The organism is Pseudomonas sp. NPDC090755 (assembly GCF_044769005.1).
Lineage (GTDB): Bacteria > Pseudomonadota > Gammaproteobacteria > Pseudomonadales > Pseudomonadaceae > Aquipseudomonas.
Map to the genome: position 1 here is coordinate 140,237 of NZ_JBIVXC010000009.1, position 20,391 is coordinate 160,627.

A 20,391-nucleotide genomic window follows, 5' to 3' on the forward strand; every position below is an offset into this window, starting at 1 on the left:
ACGTTACTCGCTTGTTATGGGTTGTTGAGTCTGCGTCTTGCCGTGCCGGGCAAAGCCGATCTTGATGGCCACCAGCATCGGCGCCGCCACCGCGAACAGCAGGGTCACGGCCAGGAACGCGGAATCGAAGGCAATCACCGTGGCCTGGCCCGTCAGCGCCCGCCCCAGCAGGTTGGTGGCGGCCCGGCCGGCGGCCACGGCGTCCATGCCTTTGCCGGCCAGTACAGTGGAGAGCGTCGAGAGCCGTTCGACGACGGCGCCAGTGCCCGGGGTGACGTGGCTGCCAAGGATCACCGCGCTGGTGGCTACCTTGTGTTCGATCAGGGTCTGCAGGGCCGCCACGCCCATCAGGCCGCCCAACTGGCGACCGGTGTTGAACAGGCCGATGCCGCTGGCGAGGTTGCGCCGGTTCAGGTCGCTGAAGGCGATCAGGGTGATCGACAGGAACAGCAAGCCAAGGCCAAACCCACGCAGCAGCACGGCGCCCATCATGTCGATCGCGCCGCTCTCGCTGGTGGAGCCAGACAACATCCACATCGCCACCATGATCATCAGGATGCCGAACGGTACGGTGGCGAAGGGCGCCACGCGGCGGGCCTGCATCAGCCAGGCGGCGATCAGCAGCGCGACGATAAAGCAGCCGCCACTGGGCAACAGCAGCAATCCGGCATCGGTCGGCCTGAAACCGAGCACCGACAGGGCGAATGCGGGAATCAGGTAGGCACTGCCGAACAGCGCGGCGCCGGCGACGAAGCTGACGATCAGGGCAAAGGAAAAATCGCTCGACTGGAACAGGCTGAAATCCAGCAGGCCCACGCCCTTGGCCAGCGCCTGATGGCCGATGAAGGCGAGCAGGGCGGCGCTGCCGATCAGGGTCAGCCAGAGGATGCGCGGCGCCTCGAACCAGTCCCAACGGCTGCCCTGGCTCAGTACGTAGGTGAAGCACAGCAGGGTGACGGCCATCAGCGCAAAGCCGACAAGGTCGAACGGGCGCGGGGCGTTGCGGGCAGCCCGCGGCGCATCGGCGACCAGCAGCAGGCCGCTGGCGGCGAGGGCCAGTGGCACCACGCAGAAAAAGATCCAGACCCAGGAGCGGCTGTCGATCAACCAGCCCTGCAGGGCCGGGGCAAGTGTCGCCGAGGCGACCACGGCGCCCATGGCGAACAGTGCTTGCAGCACGGGTTGCTGGGCGCGGGCGAAGGCGCCGAAGATGATCGCCTGGCCGCCGACCAGCAGGGTGCCACCGGCAAAGCCCTGGACGATGCGCAGCACCACCAGCAGCTCGAGGCGGGCGGTGAGGGCGGCCACGGCGCAGGCCAGGCCCATGGCCAGGGTGGCGCCGACGACTACGTGGCGTGGCGGCCAGCGGTCGAGCAGCCAGGACGCGGTCATGAAGCCGATCAGTTTGAAGGCGGTGTAGCCCACATCCAGCCAGGCGAACTCGTCGGGGGTGGCATAGGTATCGCCGAGGATATCGCTGCGACCGAGCGCCAGTACGGTGCTGGCGATGGCTTCGGTCAGGGTGGCGAGGACGATGCCGGTCATCAGCAACACGCCGCTGGTGGTCGACAGCGGGCGGCGCTCGATAACGGGGGCGGTGTTCATGATCCACCTCCCGGCGCCACTTCGACGCGGGCGGACAGGCCGGGCACGATGCGCCCCGGCAGCGGGTTATGGGTCAGGCGGATCTTCACCGGTACCCGCTGCACCACCCGTACGAAGTTGCCGGTGGCGTTGTCGGTGGGCAGCAGGCTGAAGGCTGAACCGCTGCCAGGGGCGACGCTGTCGACCACACCTTCCAGGGCACTGTCGGGATAGCCGTCGACTCGCACGCTCACGGCCTGGCCGGGGCGGATGTGTTCGAGTTGGGTTTCCTTGAAGTTGGCCACGACCCACACGTCATGAACCGGCACGATATCCAGCAGGGCCGCGCCCGGGGTGACGAAACGGCCGACGCGGACCTGGCGGTTGCCGACCACGCCGTCCACCGGTGCGCGTACCACGGTGCTGTCCAGGTTGATCTGCGCCAGGTCGCCGGCGGCCTGGGCCTGGGCGACGGCAGCCACGGCGGCTTCGCGCTGGGCCAGCAGCACGGCGATGCGCTGTTGTTGGGCTTCTACCGTTGCTGAAGCTGCGGATACCGTGGCCGCGGCTTTGGAACGGGCGGCGCCGGTCTCATCGACCAGGGCCTGGCTCACGGCATGGCTGACGATCAGCTTGCGACTGCGGTCGTGGGTCTTGTCCGCCAGGTTCATCTCGGCCCCGGCCGAGCGGCGCTGGGCCTCGGCCTGGCGGATCAGGGCGTGTTGCAGGCGGGTCTCGGCATCGACATTGCTCAGGCGTGCCTCGGCCGCCTTGATATTGGCTTGGGCCTGGGCCAGGTGGGCGCGGTAGTCCTCGTCGTCGATGCGAAACAGCACGTCACCTGCGCGCACGCTCTGGTTGTCCTCGATCTCCACGGCGGTGACATAGCCGGCCACCTTGGCGGCCAGCGAGGTCACATCGCCCCGGACATAAGCGTTGTCGGTCGATGTGCTGCCACTGCTGAACGCCATGGCCCAGCCGCCCACCAGCACGGCTACGGCGCTGGCGCACAGCAGCACGCCAAGCCGTTTTTTCCCGTTGCGTGACGGCTTCGCGGCACCGGTCCCGGCATCTGTACCGCAGACGGGGGTGTCAGTGTCCTTGAGCGCGTTCATGGTGGTTGTCCTGTGCAAGGCCGATGACCCTCGCAGGCTGGCGAGGGTCGATCAGCAGGTTGATCGGGTCATTTTTTTGCCGGGGTCACCAGCTCTTTCTCGCTGCTGTCGAGCACGAACACCGCCAGCAGCTTGGCAGGCTGCGTGTCGCTGGCATTGGCGCTGACGGCGTGGAAGGAGCCGGGCTCCTCGACGAAGTTTTCCCCGACCTTGTAGACCTTCTCCGGCTGGCCCTCGATGCGGATGCGCACGGCACCTTCGAGCACCGTGGCGTAGATGAAGGCCGTCTTCGGATGGGTGTGGGCCGGTGATGCGGCGCCTGGTGCGTACTCCACCAGCACGCCGCGCATGCTCTTGCCGGGCACGTTCGGCAGGGTGCGGTCGAATACCAGGCTGACCTTGCCGGGCACCGGGTCGGCGGCCCAGGTGCTGGTGATTGACAGCGTTGCAATGGCCGCGGCCATCAGGATTCGGGTAAACATGGCGGTACTCCTTGGTGGACAGGTCGAGGGGTCAGCGAGCCGTTCGGGCCAGCCAGTCTTCGAAGTGGATCGCGCCCAGGCGCGGGTGGTGACCGGGGGTCAGGGACTGGTCGTTGAGCACATCGCCGAAGTAGCGTGCATGCACGTCGGGCACCACCGTGCGGGTGTCGCCGGTGGCGCGGAAAAAGCGCCGTACCAGCTCGTCCAGCGGCATGGCCTCGGGACCGGCGATTTCCAGCGTGCCGTTGACCGGCGCGGCCAGCACCACGTCGGTAAGCGCCGCGGCGACATCGTCGGAGGCCATGGGCTGGATCAGCGCCGGCGACAGGTGAACTTCGTCACCGACCACGGCCGACTGGGCAATGCCGCCGACAAACTCGAAGAACTGTGTGGCGCGCACCAGGGTGAAGGGCCGGCCGGAGGCCTTGATCAGGTTTTCCTGGGCGACCTTGGCACGGAAATAGCCGTTGTCGGGCAGGCGCTCGCAGCCGACGATCGACAGGGCGATGTGATGACCGACACCGGCGGCGGCTTCGGCGGCCAGCAGGTTGCGGGTGGAGGTTTCAAAGAAGTCGAGCACGGCCTGGTCTTCCCAGGACGGCGCGTTGGCCACATCGACCACCACATCGGCACCATCCATCGCGGCGGCCAGGCCTTCGCGGGTGATGCTGTTGACGCCGGTGTTGGGCGAGGCGGCGAGCGCGTCATGGCCGCGTTCGGTGAGGTTTTTGACAAGCTTCGAACCAATGAGGCCGGTGCCTCCGATGACGACGATCTTCATGGCATCTCTCCGCTTAGGGACGGCACGTATTGCCGTCGGGGTAGCTTCAGAGTGCCTTGGCGCGGGCGGGAAGTCCTTGCAGCGGCCTTGGGTTTAGCTTCACGCGCGCCTGCTTTTTCGTCCAAAGCTGCCGTATCATCAACCACTGAGAATAATTGCCAGTCGCCTCGGACACGGAGCCTAGGGCGCTCATCCAGGGGACACTGACGTTGCCATACGCCTTTGAAGACTACCTGCTCGACCAGGAACGCCGGGAACTGACCTGGCGCGGCCAGGTCGTGTCCATCGGACCGCAGGTGTTCGACCTGTTGCAGCTACTGATCGAACAGCGTGAGCGGGTGGTCAGCAAGGACGAACTGCTGGAGGCGGTGTGGAGCGGCCGGATCGTTTCCGAATCGACCGTCACCAGCCATATCAACGCCGTGCGCAAGGCCGTGGGCGACACCGGTGAGGAACAGCGCCTGGTGCGCACGGTGGCGCGCAAGGGCTATCGCTTTGTCGGCCAGATCACCAGCGTTGACAGCGAACCCGCCGAGGCAGACGGGCCGGACATCGTCGAGCCGAAGCCGACCCCCGCTACGCTGGTGCTGCCCGACAAACCGTCCATCACCGTCCTGCCCTTCCACAACCTCAGCGGCGACGCCGAGCAGGACTATTTCGCCGACGGCATTGTCGAGGACATCATCACCGCCTTGTCGCGCCTGCGCTGGTTGTTCGTCATCGCCCGCAACTCAAGCTTCACCTACAAGGGCAGGGCGGTGGACGTGCAGGGCGTAGGCCAGGAACTGGGCGTGCGCTACGTGCTTGAAGGCAGCGTGCGCAAGAGCGGCAACAAGGTGCGCATCACCGGCCAGCTGATCGATGCCAGCCGCGGCACGCACCTCTGGGCGGAGCGCTTCGAAGGCGAGCTCGACGACATCTTCGACCTGCAGGACCGCATTGCCGAAAGCGTGGTTGGCGCCATCGCCCCGCAGTTGGAACGGGCCGAGATCGAACGGGCCAAATGCAAGCCCACCGACAGCCTCGACGCCTACGATTACTACCTGCGCGGCACGGCGAAACTGCACCAGGGTACCCATGCGGCCATCGACGAGGCGCTGGCGTTGTTCTATCGGGCCATCGAACTCGACCCCGAGTACGCCTCGGCCTACGGCATGGCGGCCTGGTGTCATTTCTGGCGCAAGATCAATGGCTGGATGAGCGATCGCCCCGGCGAGACTGCCGAAGGCGCGCGCCTGGCGCGGCTGGCGGTGGAGCTGGGCCGCGACGATGCCGTGGCGCTGACTCGCGGCGGCCATGCCCTGGCCCACCTGGTGGGGGATGTCGACAGCGGCATCGCCTTGCTCGACCGCGCTCGCCTGCTCAACCCCAATCTGGCCCCGGCCTGGTTCCTGGGCGGCATCCTGCGTGCGCTGCGTGGCGAAACCGAGGCGGCCATCGACAACCTCAACCATGCCGTGCGCCTGAGCCCGCTGGACCCGGAAATGTTCCGCATGCAGGTGGGCATGGCCCTGTCGAATTTCTTCGCCGGGCGCTTCGATATCGCCGCCAGTTGGGCGGAAAAAGCCCTGGGCAACCTGCCCAGCCTGCTGCCGGCGACCGCGGTGCTGACTGCCAGTTATGCCTTGGGTGGGCACATGGACAAGGCGCAACAAACGCTGGAGCGCTTGCGGGCGATGGACCCCGGTTTGCGCATCGCCAACCTCAAACAGTGGCTGCCGATCCAGCGCGCCGAGGACCTGGCGCGCTTCGCCGAAGGCCTGCGCCAGGCGGGTTTGCCCGAAATGTAGCCGCAGGTAGATTCGGTCTCGATACGCACCAGAACAGGCGCAGGAAGGGCGAGGGGTCACCGCCTTCCGGCGGGTTGCGATGGTCCCCAGTTCCTGTATGGCGCGTTTCCCCCCGATCTGTATCTAACATTCCCCACCCGGCGGCCCTAGCATCGAAGGCTCCCAGCAGGAGCAGGCCATGACCCCAATCCCCGGCACCTTCGACTTCGGCGGTCTGATCCCACGCCGGCTGACACTGGCCGACCACGGGATGATCTGCGCCCAGCGCGAAGCCATGTTCCTCGAAGCCGGAGGTGACCCGGCGCAACTGCAACTGATGACCGAACACTTCCGCCCCTGGCTGCACCAGCGCCTGAGCGACGATCGCTACTACGGCTTCGCCCTGATGGACGCCGACCAACCGGTGGCGGCGATCGGCTTGATGAGCATCGACTGGCCGCCACATCCGTCCCACCCGACCGGGGACCTGCGCGGTTACGTGCTCAACGTCTTCGTCGACCCCGCCTACCGGCGCCGGGGGCTGGCATCGGCCTTGATGAACCTGGCGGACGCCGAATTTGTCCGGCGCGGCATCGGCTATGCGGTACTGCACGCGACCGACGTCGGCAGGCCGGTGTATGAAGCACTGGGCTGGGCAGCGACGGCCGAAATGGCCAAAACCTTGGCCCCGTAGACGCGATCGCTGGCGCGCACCTTGTAGCCGCTGCCGCCAGGCTGCGATCGACCGCAAAGCGGTCGCAAAGCCGACGACCTCATCCTCCCGGACCCACCAATAGCTATGCTTGATGTGTTGCCAGCCCCTGGCACCCATACCGTGAACGGAGGCGCCCGACATGCAACTCACCACGTGCCCAATCGACAAGCCGGAAGCGACGAACTTCATTCTGGGCCAGACGCACTTCATCAAGTCCGTCGAAGACATCCACGAAGCGTTGGTCAACACCGTGCCAGGCATCCAGTTCGGCCTGGCCTTTTGCGAAGCCTCGGGCGACTGCAAGGTGCGATGGTCCGGCACCGACCCCGCCATGATCGCGCTAGCACAGCAGAACGCCAAAGCCATCGGCGCCGGCCATAGCTTCATCCTCTTCCTGGGCGACGGCTTCTACCCGCTGAACGTGTTGAACACCCTCAAGATGGTCCCGGAGGTTTGCCGTATTTTTTGCGCAACCGCCAACCCGACGCAGGTGATCCTCGCGCAGACGGATCAGGGGCGAGCCATCCTTGGCATAGTGGATGGTTTCTGTGCCAAAGACATTGAAGACGACGCCGACATACAGTGGCGCAAGAACCTGCTGCGCCAGATTGGCTACAAGCAGTGACCGGCAGCCCGAGCTTTTGCTCACCAAAAGGCTGACGTCGGCGTAAACACGCTTGTGACAGCGCGTCGCCGGTGATGTTGCCCGCAACCATGAGCTCGCCTGGGTTGCTGTTGATGCGTGGCTATTTCAGGATAAACAAATCTCCTTCCACACCCAGCTCACCACGTTTACGCCGCTTCGCCACCGCATCATAAACAATCAACAAAACCTCCCCGCCATCCTCACCCAGATCAAACAAACACATCCCCTCGGCATGATCGTCCCCATGCCCGAAAGGCACTTCCAACACCGTCTCCAGTTGATCCGAAAAGACCACAAGCTCCTCATCGGACGGGAAGCCACCACGCCAACGAAACACCGTCACCGGACCATCCAGATCCATCGTCGGCCCCGCCAGAATCAACAGATCGTCACCACTGACGCACAGATCCCGCACCCCCAGCCCATTGAGCGCAAAGAAGTGCTTGCGGTAGCACCGTCCGTGCGGTCCGATCTTCCTGAGCACCAACGTATCGCTGGAGTCGCCATCAAGCTCAGGCTCGATCTCCAACAGCACCGTCCACCCACGCAACACTGGTCCCCGCAACCCCAACAACAGCCGCGAACCGATCACCGCCATCCCTTCGATATCGAATCCATTGTCCTTGCCCGGAATGCGCAGAAAGTCCCGCAACTGTTCGTCCTGGGCAATTTCCCGGGTCAAGTCGTTGCCAAGCGCGTTGCCATGCAGCTGCGCCGCGGTACGTCCATCGGCATCCACCACCCAGGCCAGTTCATGGCTGTCGTGCTGCTGCACCACAGGAATGCGCGCCAACAGAAAGCGGTTGCCGTCCGCCTCTACTGTCGACAGTCGCTTGATATTCTTTTGTGCCGGTTTGTCGGGGTCGGCCTTCTTGCGCTTGAGGCTATGGGAGCCCACCACCCAGAGGTAACCCTGGTCGTGGTCAAAGGCCAGTCCCTCGATGTCGATCTCGTCGTCCGACTCCGGTATGGGCAGGTCCAGGTACGCCATGAGCGGGAACGACTGATGCTCATCGCAGATCACCTCCTCGCCGGGCGCTGCGTGCTGGATGGTCAGTCGTTCCAGGCTTGTGGTTTCGTCGTTGGCCACCCACAGTGTGTCGCCAATTCGCTGGGCGACCGAAAGGCCATCGCGCAACGATGCAAACGCCCGGGCAAAACTCAGTATCACGGCATTGCTTCGATCGCTCATGAGCGTACTCCTGCCTTGAAGGGGGACGCGAACACGCTGTTGTCGAGGCTAGTGGTTGCCCAACGACAATCAAGGTGCTTCGCTAGCACGTTTTTTCACAGGCGATAGAGCAGGGGAGAATATACGGTGAAGGCCCGGCTGGACTGCTCGGCGAACAGGATTACCGGGACGACCAGGCGAGCGCCTGATGAGCGCGGAAGTTCATGACGGTTCGGGGCGCTCGATACGGCTGCACGCTGCCTGCCGCCCGCGGCCCAGGTCGACGCTGGCCAGGATCAGCAGGCCGGCAACGAAATAGCTGCCGGTGATCAGCATCGCCAGGCGATGATCCCCTGCGGACAGCCAACTGGTCACGCCGTACGTCATGGGGCCGAGGATGGCCGACAGTTTGACCGCCAGCCCCCAGAGGCCAAAGAACTCCGCCAGCCGTGTCGGCGGCGCGAGCAGGCCGACGATCGCACGTCCGGCCGATTGGCTGGCGCCCATGCACAGGCCGGCGAGGTTGGCCGCCAGCCAGAACAGCCAGGGGCCGCGTGCGAGCCAGACCAGACCGACCATGCCGAGCCAGCCCAGCAAGGTCAGGGTCAGGGTGGCGCGATGGCCGAGGTGATCCTGCAGCCAACCGAACAGCACGGCACCGATGGAGGCGGTGATATTGACCACCAGGATCAACAGCAGCGTGTCCTGGGTGCTGAAGCCCATGACCTGGTCGGCATAGATCGCCGCCAGGGTAATCACCGCCGAGATACCGGCCTGGTAGCAGACGGTGCAGGCCAGGAAGCGCAACAGGTCGCGATAGCGATCGGCTTCGTGCAGCGTCTGCGCGAAGCGCGCCAGCACTGCTTGCACGCCAGGCGTGCCGCCGCGCCCGGGCTGCGGCTGGCTGCGCTCGCGCAGGAACAGGAAGGTCGGCAGACTGGCAACGGCGAACAGCGTCGCCGTGATCAGCATGCACACCGGCACGAACTGCGCCGCCGTCTGGCCCTGCGCCTGGGCCCAGCTGACAAAGGCCAGGCAGGCGCCCAGGCTGACCAGGCCGCCGATGTAACCGAACCCCCAACCCCAGCCGGACACCTTGCCCAAGGCATCGGCACGGGCGAGTTCGGGCAGGAAGGCGGCGATCAGGTTCTCGCCGCTGCCGAAGCAGAAATTGGACAGCACGATGAAAAGGATCGCGATACCGAGTTGCCCCGGACCCGCCAGCGCGAGCCCGCAGGTAAAGAGGACGCAACCGACCGTACTGAACAGCAGCAGGCGTTTCTTGCAGCCCAAAGCGTCGGCATAGGCGCCAACCAGCGGCGCGGTCAGGATGATCAGGGCGTAGGAGAGGGCAACGGCGCTGGTCCATGCCAGTGTGCCCCAGGCTTCGCCCTGGGCGACCACCGCGACGAAGTAGGCGTTGAACACGGCCGTGATCACCACCGTCGTGTAGCCGGAGTTGGCGAAGTCGTACATCGCCCAGGCCCAGATTTCTCGGCGTGTCACTCCGGGGGCAAGGCTGGCTGGCATGGCGATCTCTCTACCGGCCCGTGGCGAGTGGGAAAGCCCCTCGGCACAGGTGCAATGTTCGTCTCAACGGCCTTGAACGGCTGGTATTGAGCCTAGCCCTGGCCCACCCATCCTGCGAGCGTATAATGGCAACTGGCAAGGATGTACACGCAGCGATTCCTGTCATGAGGGGCCGTCGATGTCTCGTCCGCCTCCAGCGCCTTCCGCCGTGCCCCGTGACGATGGGCGCGCGGAAAAATTGCTCGAAATTGTCCAGCGCACCGTGGCCGAGTTGCACCCGCAAGCGGCAGACGCTTTGCATGTCACCTTGCACAGCGTGCTTGACCGGGACCTGGGCGTAGACAGCCTGGCTCGCGTCGAGCTGTGGTCACGCATCGAGCGCGAATTCGGTGTGCGCTTGCCAGAAAGCCTGTTCGCCTCGGCAGAGACCCCCGCCGACCTGTTGCACGTGCTGCTCAGCAGGCATGATGCCGAAGCCGTACGCCCGTTGCCTTCCAATGACGCCAGCCAGACCCCGGCCGCCACAGGGCAGGCGCCGGACACCGCGCGCACCTTGATCGAGGTGCTGGACTGGCATGTGCGTCATCAGCCGCAGTTTCTCCACGTGCGTCTGCTCGGTGAAAACGACCAGCAAGAAGACATGAGCTACGGCGCCTTGTACCAGGACGCCCTGGCCGTTGCCGGCGGGTTGCAACGCTGTGGCTTGCACGCCGGTCAGACCGTGGCGCTGATGCTGCCCACAGGCCGTGACTTTCTCCTTGGTTTCTTCGGCATTTTGTTGGCCGGTGGCGTGCCGGTGCCTATCTATCCACCGCTGCGCCTGTCGCAGATAGAGGATCATCTGCGTCGCCAGGCTGGCATCCTGCGCAACGCCGAGGCCAGTGTGCTGATTACCGTGACGCAGGCGAAACTGCTCGCCCAGTTGCTCCGCTCGCAGGTGCCGAGCCTGGCTCGCATCGCCAGTGTGGCGGAGCTTGCGGGCGAGGGGGGCGATTGCGTCATACCGCTGCGGCAAGCGGATGACATCGCCTTTTTGCAGTACACCTCGGGCAGCACTGGCCAGCCCAAGGGGGTGGTGGTCAGCCACGCCAATCTGCTGGCCAATCTGCGTGCCATGGGGCGGGCGTTGAAAGTGGGCCCGCAGGACGTGTTCGTCAGCTGGCTGCCGATGTACCACGACATGGGCTTGATCGGCGCCTGGCTGGGCAGCCTGTACTACGGCTACAACCTGGTACTGATGTCACCGCTGGCTTTCCTGGCACGGCCGCAGCGTTGGCTGTGGGCCATCGACCGCTTCCACGGCACCTTGTCGGCGGCGCCCAATTTCGCCTACGAACTGTGCCTGAACAAAGTCGCTGACGGCGACCTCGAAGGACTGGACCTGAGCAGTTGGCGCCTGGCCTTCAACGGCGCCGAACCGGTCAGTCCGGATACCTTGCAGCGTTTCGCCGAACGTTTTGCTCGCTACGGCCTGGCGCCCACTGCGCTGGCGCCCGTCTATGGGTTGGCCGAGGCCACGCTGGGCGTGTCCTTTCCTCCCCTGGGTCGAGGGCCGCTGATCGACCGGGTGCAGCGAGAGGCGTTCCAGACCCGTGGCAGTGCACTGCCCGCCGACGCAAACGCCAGCGCTGTACTGCGTTTTGTCTCCAGCGGCCGGCCGTTGCCGGGTCATCAGATTCGCATCGTCGATGGTCGTGGGGTCGAACTCCCCGAGCGCAGTGAAGGTCACCTGCAATTCTGTGGGCCGTCGACCACCCGTGGCTATTACCGCAACCCCGAAGAGACTCGCCAGGTGCTGCGCGATGGCTGGATCGACTCGCTCGACTGCGCCTACATGGCCGCTGGCGAGGTCTACCTGACCGGCCGCGCCAAGGACTTGATCATCCGCGCCGGGCGCAACATCTATCCCTACGATGTCGAAGCTGCGGTCGGTAATTTGTCCGGTCTGCGCAAAGGCTGTGTCGCGGTGTTCGGCAGTCCTGACCCGGCCACCGGCACCGAGCGCCTGGTGGTGCTGGCCGAAAGCAATGAGCAGGACGCTGCGGCGCGGCAACACCTGCAGCAGGAGGTCAACCGCATCGTGGTCGACCTCACCGGTGTGTCGCCCGACGATGTCGTGCTGGCGCCACCGCACAGCGTGCTGAAGACCTCCAGCGGTAAGATCCGCCGTGCGGCCAGTCGCGAACTGTATGAGCGCGGCGAAGTCGGTCGGTCGCACCTCGCCGTGTGGCGTCAGCTCCTGCGCCTGGTGATGCAGGCCGTGCACGGGCATGTCGGTCGCAGCTGGCGCACCTGTCGCGCGCTGCTGTATGCCGCTTACATCTGGCTGCTGTTCTGGCTGGTGACGCCTCTTGCCTGGCTGGGCGTCGCGCTCCTGCCACGCCAGCGTTGGTGCCGCAGCTTCACCCGAATGGCCGCGCGCCTGTTCGTGTGGTTGACGGGTGTGCCGTTCAGCGTCAAGGGGTTGGAGCACCTGCCCGGGGCTGGGGCGAGCGTGCTGGCCGCAAACCATGCCAGCTACCTCGACGGCGTGATTCTCTGCGCGGCCCTGCCGCCGCAGTTCAGTTTCGTTGCCAAGCGTGAGCTGGCTGACCAGTGGATCGCCGGCCGGTTTCTGCGCAAGCTCGGAGCCCACTTCGTCGAACGCTTCGACCCGCAGCGCAGCGCCGCAGACACCGAGCCCCTGGCCGAGGCGCTACAGGCTGGCCAGGCCCTGGTGTTCTTCCCCGAGGGCACCTTCACCCGCGAACCAGGCCTGCGAGCGTTCCACATGGGCGCCTTCGTCCTCGCCGCGCGTGCCGGCGTGCCGCTGCTGCCGATCGCACTAGGCGGCACGCGCAGGGTGCTGCGCGACGGTCAGTGGTTCCCGCGCTACGGTGCACTCCAGGTCAACGTCTGCCCCCCGCTGTTGGCACAAGGGCCGGACTGGCGGGAGGCCATCAGGTTGCGGGATGCGACGACTGCGGTGCTGCTGGCGCACCTGGATGAATCGGAGCGCGCCCAGCGCGCAGGTTAGGCTGGAGCGGTCTGACGGTGCTTCGTCGTTCAGTGATTTTCAAGGTCAGCCGTTCAGCTCATCGGCCCACGACCCCCTTGTCATGAAATGAAAATTGGCTGTCGTGCAATGCGACGTGGCCGCGGCCGCGGCACCTTAGAGTCGGTGCCAAACAACGCAACCGGACACCGCGCCGGGAATAATAATGAGAGCCGACATGAGCAGATCCACCCGAACGCGTGAGACCGCAACCTCCACCCAGCACTCCCCGACGACTGGCCGAAAGCGTCGCGTGCGCAAGGATGCCGATCTTTCGGACAACACCCCGGAACAAGCACTGATCGTCACGGCTGCCAACCAGACCCTGGCGGGCAATCCGCTGGTCAGCGTGCGCGCGGCGGACCTGGCCGGTTCGGCCGGCTACCTGCTCAAGGCCGTGGGCAAGTCGCCGCTCAAGGCGGGTGCTCATCTGGGTGGCTACCTGAAGGCGCTGCGCGGCATCGTCGGCGGCAGTTCCAGCATTGCGCCCGACCCGAAGGACAAGCGCTTCGCCGATCCGGCCTGGCAATCCAACGCCTTCCTGCGCGCACTGCTGCAGAGCTACCTGGCCGGCCAAAGTGAGCTGACCCGCTTTATCGAATCCACCGACCTTGCCCCGCTGGAAAAGAGTCGGGCCCGGTTCGTGGCAGCACTGCTGGCCGATGCAGTGGCACCGAGCAACTCGCCGCTGACTAACCCTGCGGCGCTGCGTAAGCTGGTGGACACCGGTGGCATGAGCCTGGCCAGGGGCATCCGTCAATTCGGCCAGGATATGCTCAACAACCGTGGGCTCCCCAGCCAGGTCGACAGCACGCCGTTCAAGGTCGGGGAAAACATCGCCACGGCCAAGGGCGAAGTGGTGTTTCGCAACGAGATGTTCGAGCTGTTGCAGTTCGCGCCCACCACCGAAAATGTCTTTGCCCGGCCCTTGGTGATGTCGCCGCCGCAGATCAACAAGTACTACGCCATCGACCTGTCGCCGGAGAAAAGCCTGATCAAGTGGATTCAGGACAGCGGCGTGAACCTTTTCGTCATCAGCTGGCGCAATCCCACCCGCGAGCACCGCGACTGGGGCTTGTCCGCGTACGCGCTGTGCCTCGACCAGGCCGTGGACGTGGCGCGCAGGATCACCGGCAGCCCGGATGTGAACATGTGGGGCTCCTGCTCGGGCGGCATCACCCTGGCCGCCTACCTGGGCTGGCTGGCGGCCCGCGGCGAAGGCCACAAGGTGGCCAACACCAGCTGGGCTGTGTGCGTGCTCGACATGCCCTCGGCGCTTGACGACACCACCCTGGGGCTGTTCACCACCCCGTCCGCCCTGCGCGCGGCCAAGGCCAGTTCCCGGCGCAAGGGCGTGCTCAGCGGCCAGGGCATGGCCCGCATGTTCGCCTGGATGCGGCCCAACGACCTGATCTGGAACTACTGGGTCAACAACTACTTGCTGGGCAACAAGCCGCCGGCCTTCGACATCCTGGCCTGGAACAACGACACCACGCGGCTGCCCGCCCAACTGCACGCGGACTACCTCGACCTGATCCAGCAGAACCCCTACAGCAACCCGGGTTCCCTGGAGATTGCCGGCGAGTCGATCGACATGACCCAGGTGAAGGTGGGGGCCTACGTGGTGGGTGGCACCTCCGACCACATCACCCCCTGGCAAGGTTGCTACGGCACCGCCCGGCTGTTTGGCGAGGACGCCACCTACGTGCTGTCCAATGCCGGTCACCTGCAGAGCCTGGTGAACCCGCCGGGCAACCCCAAGTCGTACTACTACGCGGCGCCTGCCGTCGCCGAAACCCCGGAAACCTGGCTGCAGAACGCCGCAGAGCGCCAGCAGGGCAGTTGGTGGCCGCATTGGCGCGAATGGATCGGACAGCGCTCGGGCGACAGCCTGCCGGCGCCGAAGAAGCTCGGCTCGCGCAAGTACCCACCGCTGTGCGCCGCACCTGGCACCTATGTCATGGAACGTTGAGGCGGTCATCTGATCATTGGGCTGCCATTGCGCTGGCCGTTCGCGACCGTCAGGCGCCGGCCAGAAGCAACCCCTCACGTTTCGTCGGAAAAGTGTCTCTGAGCCACATTCGGAGGGACAATCGAGAGCGATCTTCACCTCTCGATCATGTCTGTCCCTGCGGCGTCGTCAGGAGCCAACCATGAGCAATCGCGACAAGCGTGGCAATCCTGTTTCCTATGGCGTGCAGGAGGCGATCGATGCGCTGGACAGCGCATGCGACTTGCTGCATGCCTACCAGGCCGACCCTCTGGCGGCGGCTGACAACATCATCGCGCAGCACCCGGATTTTGCCCTGGCCCATGCCTTTCGTGCCGGCGCGATTGCGACGGCGACCGACAAGGCGTTTGACGCGGAGCTGTTCAAGAGCCTGGAGGCGGCGGAACGCCTGGCCGTGAACGCCAATGATCGCGAGCGCCAACACATCCATGCCGTACGCGCCTGGTTCGACGGCGACTGGGAGCGGGCAATCGAATCCTGGGGGCGCGTTTCGATCGAGCACCCTCGCGATCTGCTGGCACTGCAGTTCGCCCATCTGGGCGACTTCTACCTAGGTTACTCGCACATGCTGCGCGATCGCGTGGCGCGCGTGATGCCTCGCTGGGATCACCAGGTGCCTGGCTTTGGTTTTGTGAAAGGCATGTATGCCTTTGGCCTGGAAGAGGCAGGGGATTACCGCCAGGCCGAAGAGCAGGGGCGCGAGGCGGTGGCCTTGAATCCGCAGGATGGCTGGGCCGTGCATGCCGTCACCCATGTCATGGAAATGCAGGGCCGCAGCGAGGAGGGGGCCAGGTACCTTTCCTCCAGCGCCAGTGCCTGGGCGCCCAATAGCATGTTTGCCTTCCATCTGTGGTGGCACCAGGCGCTGTTCCTCCTTGAGGCCAATGACGTGACGGGCGCGCTTCGTCTGTTCGATGAGGACATTTCAGCGGGCGGATTTGGCCAGGCGCTTGAGCTGCTTGATGGATCGGCGCTGCTCTGGAGACTCTCGCTGCTTGGCCATGACGTTGGCGACCGCTGGAAAGGACTGGCCGAAAAATGGGAGTCCCGTTGTGAAGACGGCTTCTACGCCTTTAACGACGTGAATGCGATGATGGCGTTCGTGGGGTGCGCAAACAGCCGCGCACAGACCCAGCAGTTGGACACCCTCAGGCGTGCCGCTGCTGGCATCGGTAGCAATGCCATGATGAGCAGGGAGATCGGTGTGCCCGCATGCGAAGGGCTGGTGGCGTTCGGGCGTGGGGATTACGCCCAGGCGATAGCGTCGTTGATGCCGCTGCGTGCCAAAGCCAACCGTTTCGGCGGTAGTCATGCACAGCGTGATGTCTTCTCATGGACGCTGAGCGAAGCTGCTCTTCGCCTCGGCGACCGCGCACTGGCCGAGGCACTGGTCGCCGAGCGTCTGGCGTTGAAGCCCCAGAGTCCGATCAACCTCGCCTGGAAAAGGCGCGCGGATCAGTTGCGGCACTAAGGGACATCGACCTGTAGCAGAGTATCCCGGCCTGTCAAAAGGGGGGCGATGTGGTGTCACTGAGCCGGGCGTTGAAACCGATCGTAATTTCTGCGGCCGCCACCTAGAACTTTTTCCTATTTATCGGTCTATGTGGATAGGCACATCAGCTCGGTAAACGCGACACGACCGTTTCCCCCAGCCCGATGGCCACACGTCCAATTGTCAGCCAGAGGTTGTCTTCGATCATGAAATTCCATGTCCCACGGATGGTGCTGTTCGGCCTGTTCGCGTTCGCCGCGGTGGGCTCGGCATCAGCAACACAGATGAAGACTTCGAATACCGCCCTTGTACCTGAAGCTGCTGCGCAAGTGGCCGCTGTCCAGACGCCGGCCCGGGCTGCCGAAAACCCCTGGCCGACCCTGGCCAGCATGGCCGATCAGCAGCCCGAAGTGTTGCTGGCCCATGACGACCGCTACTGGCACGACCACCGTTGGGATGATCGCCGGGACGATTGGCGCCGCGACAACTGGCGCAGAGAACAGGCCCGTCGTGACTGGGAGCGTCGTCGTGACTGGGAGCGTCGGCGTGATTGGGAGCGCCGTCATGATCGGGCCATGCAGCACCGTTACGACAACGATCACCGCTACTATCGCCGCTAAGGCCTGGCGGCATCAGCACTGCGCCGGGGAATGATGCGGGTCTTCCCAGTGGCCACGGGCTCGCAGGGCGAGGCATAAAAAATCCAGCGCTCGACGAAACACGGGGTGGCATTCGGCATTGGGCAACTGGTCGAACGCCGCCCAGAAAAACGCGAAACGGTGGCCCTGGTCATCGAGCGTCTGGTGGGACCATTGCTCGGGCAACGGTTCACTTGCCTGGCACAGGTGGAACGACCAGACCTGTCCCAGGTGGCCAGCCTCCCAACAGCCCAGGTCATCGCTGATCGTGGCAGCATGGATACCCGACTCTTCCGCCAGTTCTCGCAAGGCCGCCTGACCAGGGGTTTCGCCTTGCTCGATGGTGCCCTTTACCAGCTGCACACCTGCCTGCGGATGGCGGAACAGGAGGATCCTGGGGTACGGCGTGGATGAAAGCACCACGGCGCAGGCCTTGTCGGGGCGCATCACGATATCCTTGTCGGCAATGGAAGCCGTCCATCATACGCTTTCAGGAAGGCGCTTATCGATGTCGATCGAACATCGTGAAGGACCCGTAAGGAACAACGGAAAGGGACAGCTTTTTTGCCCGTCCCAAGGTAAAGTCTTTACCGCCAAAAGGCTTTACGTCCATCAATGGCTTCAAGTGCTTCAAATCGCCAATTCGATTTTCAAAGGAACTGAAATCAATGAAAGCGTTAATCGTCATCGATGTACAACACGGGTTGTTCAGGTCTTCACCGGCCCCTGCTTGCGCCGAGAACGTGATAGGTCGCATCAACGCATTGAGCAAGCGGGCCAGGTTACAGGGCGCGCCGGTCATTTTTGTTCAGCACGAGGCAACTGACGGTGACTACTTCAGGCATGGCAGCCAGGAGTGGGCGCTGGATGCCGGTCTCATTACCGGCGACACCGATCATCTTGTCCGTAAAACCACACCCGATTCCTTCTTGAGAACGGACCTCGCCTCTGTGTTGAAAACCTGTGGCGTGTCCCATCTGGTGATCTGCGGGTATGCCAGCGAGTTCTGTATCGATACCACGGTCCGGCGTGCAGCGGCCCTGGGGTATGAAGTGACCCTGGTAAGTGATGCCCACACGACTCAAGACAAAGCCCATGCCGATGCGGCGCACATTATCGCTCACCACAATGCCACCTTACCGAGCATCAGAAGCTTTGGCGTACCGATCCGCGCGCAGGAAAGCGAGGGCGTCGAGTTCGCTCAGGGGTGAGCATCCGGTCACTGGGCTGTTGAACGCTGGGTAAACGCCAGCAGGTAGCCGTTGCAATCGCGCACGGCGAACTCCCTGGAGCCGTAGGGCATGAGCTGCACCGGCCAGGCGATGTCGGCCTGGTCCTTGACTCGTTCGAAGTAGTGATCGACGTCGCTGATCGCCAGGTACAAGGTGCCGGACAGCGACACCGGCGTCGGCCACAGGTGCTGCTCGGTGAATACCAGGCGGCAGTCTTCCAGGGCGACGGTCAGGGTCGACTCCGGGGTATCGGTGACGGTAAAGCCCAGCGCCTGGTAGCAGGCGCGGGTGCTGTTCAGGTTGTTGCAGTGCAGCAGCACGCTCAAGGGCATGTTAGGCTCCGGTTTTTTTGTTGAGCTATGCACACATCATTAAGGACAATGAATGTCGCTGATTTCACAACGAGTAGCGTTAGCACGCAAGGGTGCCAACGATAAAGTGATTTGCCGAATGGCATCAGGGTGGGCGGTGATGGGCGATGTGCAATTCCTGCCAGGATATTGCCTGTTACTCCCCGATCCCGTCGTCGCGAGCCTGAACGATCTGGACCCTGCGGCCAGGGCGACCTACCTGCTCGACATGGCCCGCATCGGGGACGCTGTGCTGCAGGCTACCGGGGCCCTGCGGATGAACTATGAAATCCTGGGCAATTCGGAGCCGGAGCTGCATTGCCACCTCTTTCCACGTTATGCCACAGAGCCTGAAGAAAACCGCAGGATGCCCGTGTGGTTTTACGACTGGAAAACAGCGATCGCCTACTCGGAGCACACCCATGGGGAACTGCGTCGGCGAATTGCCCAGTTGTTGAGTGCATCGAGCTGAGTCACAACCGCTAGGCAAGCCGCTCCCACATCTGCAGCAGCCCCAGGCCATGGACAACACCGAAGCCGGTGCACACCAGCGAACTGATCACGATGAAGCGGGTGCTCCTGCCGGTGTTGAGCAGAAAGAACGGCCCCACCACACCGCGCAGGAGGTAGATCAGCGTGATCGCGATGAGCGCCGGGCGCAGCAGGGGCAGGGGGCCGATCACCAATGCACCGGACAAGGCATAGGCCGCCCAGCCCACCAGCACCAGTGCGATGCCGAGGGTGATGAGTGCCGGAAAGGTTTTTCCCGCTTCGGCGGCGCGGACGAAGCGTTCGCCCGCGCCGAACAACCGGTAGCCGGCCGGCCCGGCAATGATCGCCCCGATGTGCAGGGCGGCGGCCAGCAGGCTGAGTACGGCACCGATGATCAATGCCAGGTTGTAGTTGTCCATTACGCGCTATCTCCCTTCCTTGAGTGCTCCAGCGAGCGGGTATCCTAGCACCTTGCCTATACTGCTTTCGATTCGTTGATACCTCGGCAGAAAAGGAATTTTCATCATGAGCGACGATCCGAAAGTAAAAGGGCCTGCGTCGTATTTCCCTTCGATTGAAAAGAAATACGGGCAGCCAGTCAGCCACTGGCTGACGCTGTTGGAAACGGTCAGCGGCAAGAAGCATATGGAGATGGTGGCCTGGCTCAAGTCTGAGCATGGCATGGGGCATGGGCATGCCAATGCCTTGGTTGCCTACTTCCTGCAGCGCTCGTAAACCCTGCGCTACCCGATCCATCTGCTCTATGCCGGTGTGTGGGTTGCGACTGCTGCGCAGTCGATCGCAGGCTTCGCCAGCGGTTACAGGAGACGGTGCATGCCTAAGCCCTGTGGAAGTTGACCGCTGGTCAGCCATTGCCCTGGGCTGTCGATTCTCCACGTGCCCGTTCGACTACAGCACAGATCAACCCCGCATGCAGGAGTGAATGTCATGGCTTATATCGATGGATTTGTCCTTGCCGTACCCACCGCCAATCGCGAGTCGTTCAAGCGCCATGCCGAGGACGCGGCGCTGGTGTTCAAGGAAGCCGGCGCGCTGCAGGTCAGGGAGTGTTGGGGCGACGATGTGCCCGAGGGCAAGGTGACGTCGTTTCCGATGGCGGTGAAGTGCAAGCCGGATGAGACGGTGGTGTTTTCCTGGATTGTCTGGCCGTCGCGGCAGGTGCGCGATGCGGGGATGCAGCAGGTGATGGCGGACCCGCGGTTGCAACCGGAAAACAACCCCATGCCCTTCGACGGGCAGCGAGTGATTTTTGGTGGGTTCGAAGTGCTGGTGGATGTATAGGGTGGCTGGCGGCCGCATCGCCGGCGTTGCCGGCTCCCACGGTGTCC

At 64.1% G+C, this 20,391-nt stretch carries 20 protein-coding genes; 11 read left to right on the forward strand and 9 right to left on the reverse strand.

Annotation, left to right across the window (positions count from 1 at the left end; all coding sequences use genetic code 11):
* Positions 1 to 3 precede the first annotated feature (3 nt).
* The 4 genes from ACIQUS_RS15330 to ACIQUS_RS15345 all read right to left on the reverse strand — a co-directional run bounded on the left by ACIQUS_RS15330 (position 4) and on the right by ACIQUS_RS15345 (position 3,962).
* Positions 4 to 1,605: a DHA2 family efflux MFS transporter permease subunit gene (locus ACIQUS_RS15330; protein ID WP_403048179.1), complete on the reverse strand. Its 1,602-nt coding sequence runs from the start codon at positions 1,603 to 1,605 to the stop codon at positions 4 to 6.
* Positions 1,602 to 2,699: an HlyD family secretion protein gene (locus ACIQUS_RS15335; protein ID WP_403048180.1), complete on the reverse strand. Its 1,098-nt coding sequence runs from the start codon at positions 2,697 to 2,699 to the stop codon at positions 1,602 to 1,604. The genes ACIQUS_RS15330 and ACIQUS_RS15335 overlap by 4 nt, the downstream gene beginning before the upstream one ends.
* Before the next feature lie 68 nt (positions 2,700 to 2,767).
* Entirely contained in the window at positions 2,768 to 3,181 is a 414-nt protein-coding gene (locus ACIQUS_RS15340; RefSeq protein ID WP_403048181.1) for a cupin domain-containing protein, read from the reverse strand.
* A gap of 31 nt (positions 3,182 to 3,212) precedes the next feature.
* Positions 3,213 to 3,962 carry an SDR family oxidoreductase gene (locus ACIQUS_RS15345; RefSeq protein WP_403048182.1) on the reverse strand — a complete coding sequence of 250 codons (750 nt, stop codon included), beginning with the start codon at positions 3,960 to 3,962 and terminating at the stop codon, positions 3,213 to 3,215.
* A gap of 209 nt (positions 3,963 to 4,171) precedes the next feature.
* Here ACIQUS_RS15345 and ACIQUS_RS15350 point away from each other — a divergent pair, with 209 nt between their 5' ends.
* From ACIQUS_RS15350 to ACIQUS_RS15360, 3 genes are all read left to right on the forward strand, one after another.
* A complete protein-coding gene (locus tag ACIQUS_RS15350) occupies positions 4,172 to 5,752 on the forward strand; it encodes a winged helix-turn-helix domain-containing protein (protein WP_403048183.1) in 1,581 nt (526 codons plus the stop codon).
* Positions 5,753 to 5,930: 178 nt separating this feature from the next.
* Positions 5,931 to 6,425, forward strand: coding sequence for a GNAT family N-acetyltransferase (locus ACIQUS_RS15355; protein WP_403048184.1), 495 nt, complete (start codon positions 5,931 to 5,933; stop codon positions 6,423 to 6,425).
* A gap of 160 nt (positions 6,426 to 6,585) precedes the next feature.
* Positions 6,586 to 7,071, forward strand: a complete 486-nt coding sequence (locus ACIQUS_RS15360) for an adenosine-specific kinase (protein WP_403048185.1) — start codon at positions 6,586 to 6,588, stop codon at positions 7,069 to 7,071.
* Between the two features lie 121 nt (positions 7,072 to 7,192).
* Here ACIQUS_RS15360 and ACIQUS_RS15365 read toward each other — a convergent pair whose 3' ends face one another.
* Both ACIQUS_RS15365 and ACIQUS_RS15370 read right to left on the reverse strand, forming a co-directional pair.
* Complete coding sequence (locus ACIQUS_RS15365) at positions 7,193 to 8,284, reverse strand: DUF3616 domain-containing protein (RefSeq protein ID WP_403048186.1); 1,092 nt, start codon at positions 8,282 to 8,284, stop codon at positions 7,193 to 7,195.
* Between the two features lie 201 nt (positions 8,285 to 8,485).
* Positions 8,486 to 9,793, reverse strand: coding sequence for an MFS transporter (locus ACIQUS_RS15370; RefSeq protein ID WP_403048187.1), 1,308 nt, complete (start codon positions 9,791 to 9,793; stop codon positions 8,486 to 8,488).
* Between the two features lie 178 nt (positions 9,794 to 9,971).
* On the opposite strand from ACIQUS_RS15370, the gene ACIQUS_RS15375 reads away from it, so the two are divergent.
* From ACIQUS_RS15375 to ACIQUS_RS15390, 4 genes are all read left to right on the forward strand, one after another.
* The gene (locus ACIQUS_RS15375; RefSeq protein WP_403048188.1) at positions 9,972 to 12,809 is read left to right on the forward strand and encodes an AMP-binding protein; all 2,838 of its coding nucleotides are present in this window, start codon (positions 9,972 to 9,974) and stop codon (positions 12,807 to 12,809) included.
* A 196-nt stretch (positions 12,810 to 13,005) separates the two neighbouring features.
* Positions 13,006 to 14,799 carry an alpha/beta fold hydrolase gene (locus tag ACIQUS_RS15380; RefSeq protein WP_403048189.1) on the forward strand — a complete coding sequence of 598 codons (1,794 nt, stop codon included), beginning with the start codon at positions 13,006 to 13,008 and terminating at the stop codon, positions 14,797 to 14,799.
* A gap of 181 nt (positions 14,800 to 14,980) precedes the next feature.
* Complete coding sequence (locus ACIQUS_RS15385) at positions 14,981 to 16,309, forward strand: tetratricopeptide repeat protein (RefSeq protein ID WP_403048190.1); 1,329 nt, start codon at positions 14,981 to 14,983, stop codon at positions 16,307 to 16,309.
* A gap of 227 nt (positions 16,310 to 16,536) precedes the next feature.
* Positions 16,537 to 16,950, forward strand: coding sequence for a hypothetical protein (locus ACIQUS_RS15390; RefSeq protein ID WP_403048191.1), 414 nt, complete (start codon positions 16,537 to 16,539; stop codon positions 16,948 to 16,950).
* Between the two features lie 12 nt (positions 16,951 to 16,962).
* Here ACIQUS_RS15390 and ACIQUS_RS15395 read toward each other — a convergent pair whose 3' ends face one another.
* The gene (locus ACIQUS_RS15395; RefSeq protein WP_403048192.1) at positions 16,963 to 17,415 is read right to left on the reverse strand and encodes an NUDIX domain-containing protein; all 453 of its coding nucleotides are present in this window, start codon (positions 17,413 to 17,415) and stop codon (positions 16,963 to 16,965) included.
* 221 nt (positions 17,416 to 17,636) lie between these two features.
* Here ACIQUS_RS15395 and ACIQUS_RS15400 point away from each other — a divergent pair, with 221 nt between their 5' ends.
* Positions 17,637 to 18,179, forward strand: coding sequence for a cysteine hydrolase family protein (locus ACIQUS_RS15400; RefSeq protein WP_403048193.1), 543 nt, complete (start codon positions 17,637 to 17,639; stop codon positions 18,177 to 18,179).
* Positions 18,180 to 18,187: 8 nt separating this feature from the next.
* Here ACIQUS_RS15400 and ACIQUS_RS15405 read toward each other — a convergent pair whose 3' ends face one another.
* Positions 18,188 to 18,532: a VOC family protein gene (locus ACIQUS_RS15405; RefSeq protein WP_403048194.1), complete on the reverse strand. Its 345-nt coding sequence runs from the start codon at positions 18,530 to 18,532 to the stop codon at positions 18,188 to 18,190.
* A 52-nt stretch (positions 18,533 to 18,584) separates the two neighbouring features.
* Here ACIQUS_RS15405 and ACIQUS_RS15410 point away from each other — a divergent pair, with 52 nt between their 5' ends.
* On the forward strand, positions 18,585 to 19,022 hold the full coding sequence (locus ACIQUS_RS15410; protein WP_403048195.1) for an HIT family protein: 438 nt from the start codon (positions 18,585 to 18,587) through the stop codon (positions 19,020 to 19,022).
* 10 nt (positions 19,023 to 19,032) lie between these two features.
* On the opposite strand, the gene ACIQUS_RS15415 is transcribed toward ACIQUS_RS15410, so the two are convergent.
* Positions 19,033 to 19,461, reverse strand: coding sequence for a hypothetical protein (locus ACIQUS_RS15415; RefSeq protein ID WP_403048196.1), 429 nt, complete (start codon positions 19,459 to 19,461; stop codon positions 19,033 to 19,035).
* Positions 19,462 to 19,567: 106 nt separating this feature from the next.
* Here ACIQUS_RS15415 and ACIQUS_RS15420 point away from each other — a divergent pair, with 106 nt between their 5' ends.
* The gene (locus ACIQUS_RS15420) at positions 19,568 to 19,777 is read left to right on the forward strand and encodes a DUF4287 domain-containing protein (protein ID WP_403048197.1); all 210 of its coding nucleotides are present in this window, start codon (positions 19,568 to 19,570) and stop codon (positions 19,775 to 19,777) included.
* A gap of 213 nt (positions 19,778 to 19,990) precedes the next feature.
* Positions 19,991 to 20,344 carry a DUF1428 domain-containing protein gene (locus ACIQUS_RS15425; protein WP_403048198.1) on the forward strand — a complete coding sequence of 118 codons (354 nt, stop codon included), beginning with the start codon at positions 19,991 to 19,993 and terminating at the stop codon, positions 20,342 to 20,344.
* Positions 20,345 to 20,391 lie beyond the last annotated feature (47 nt).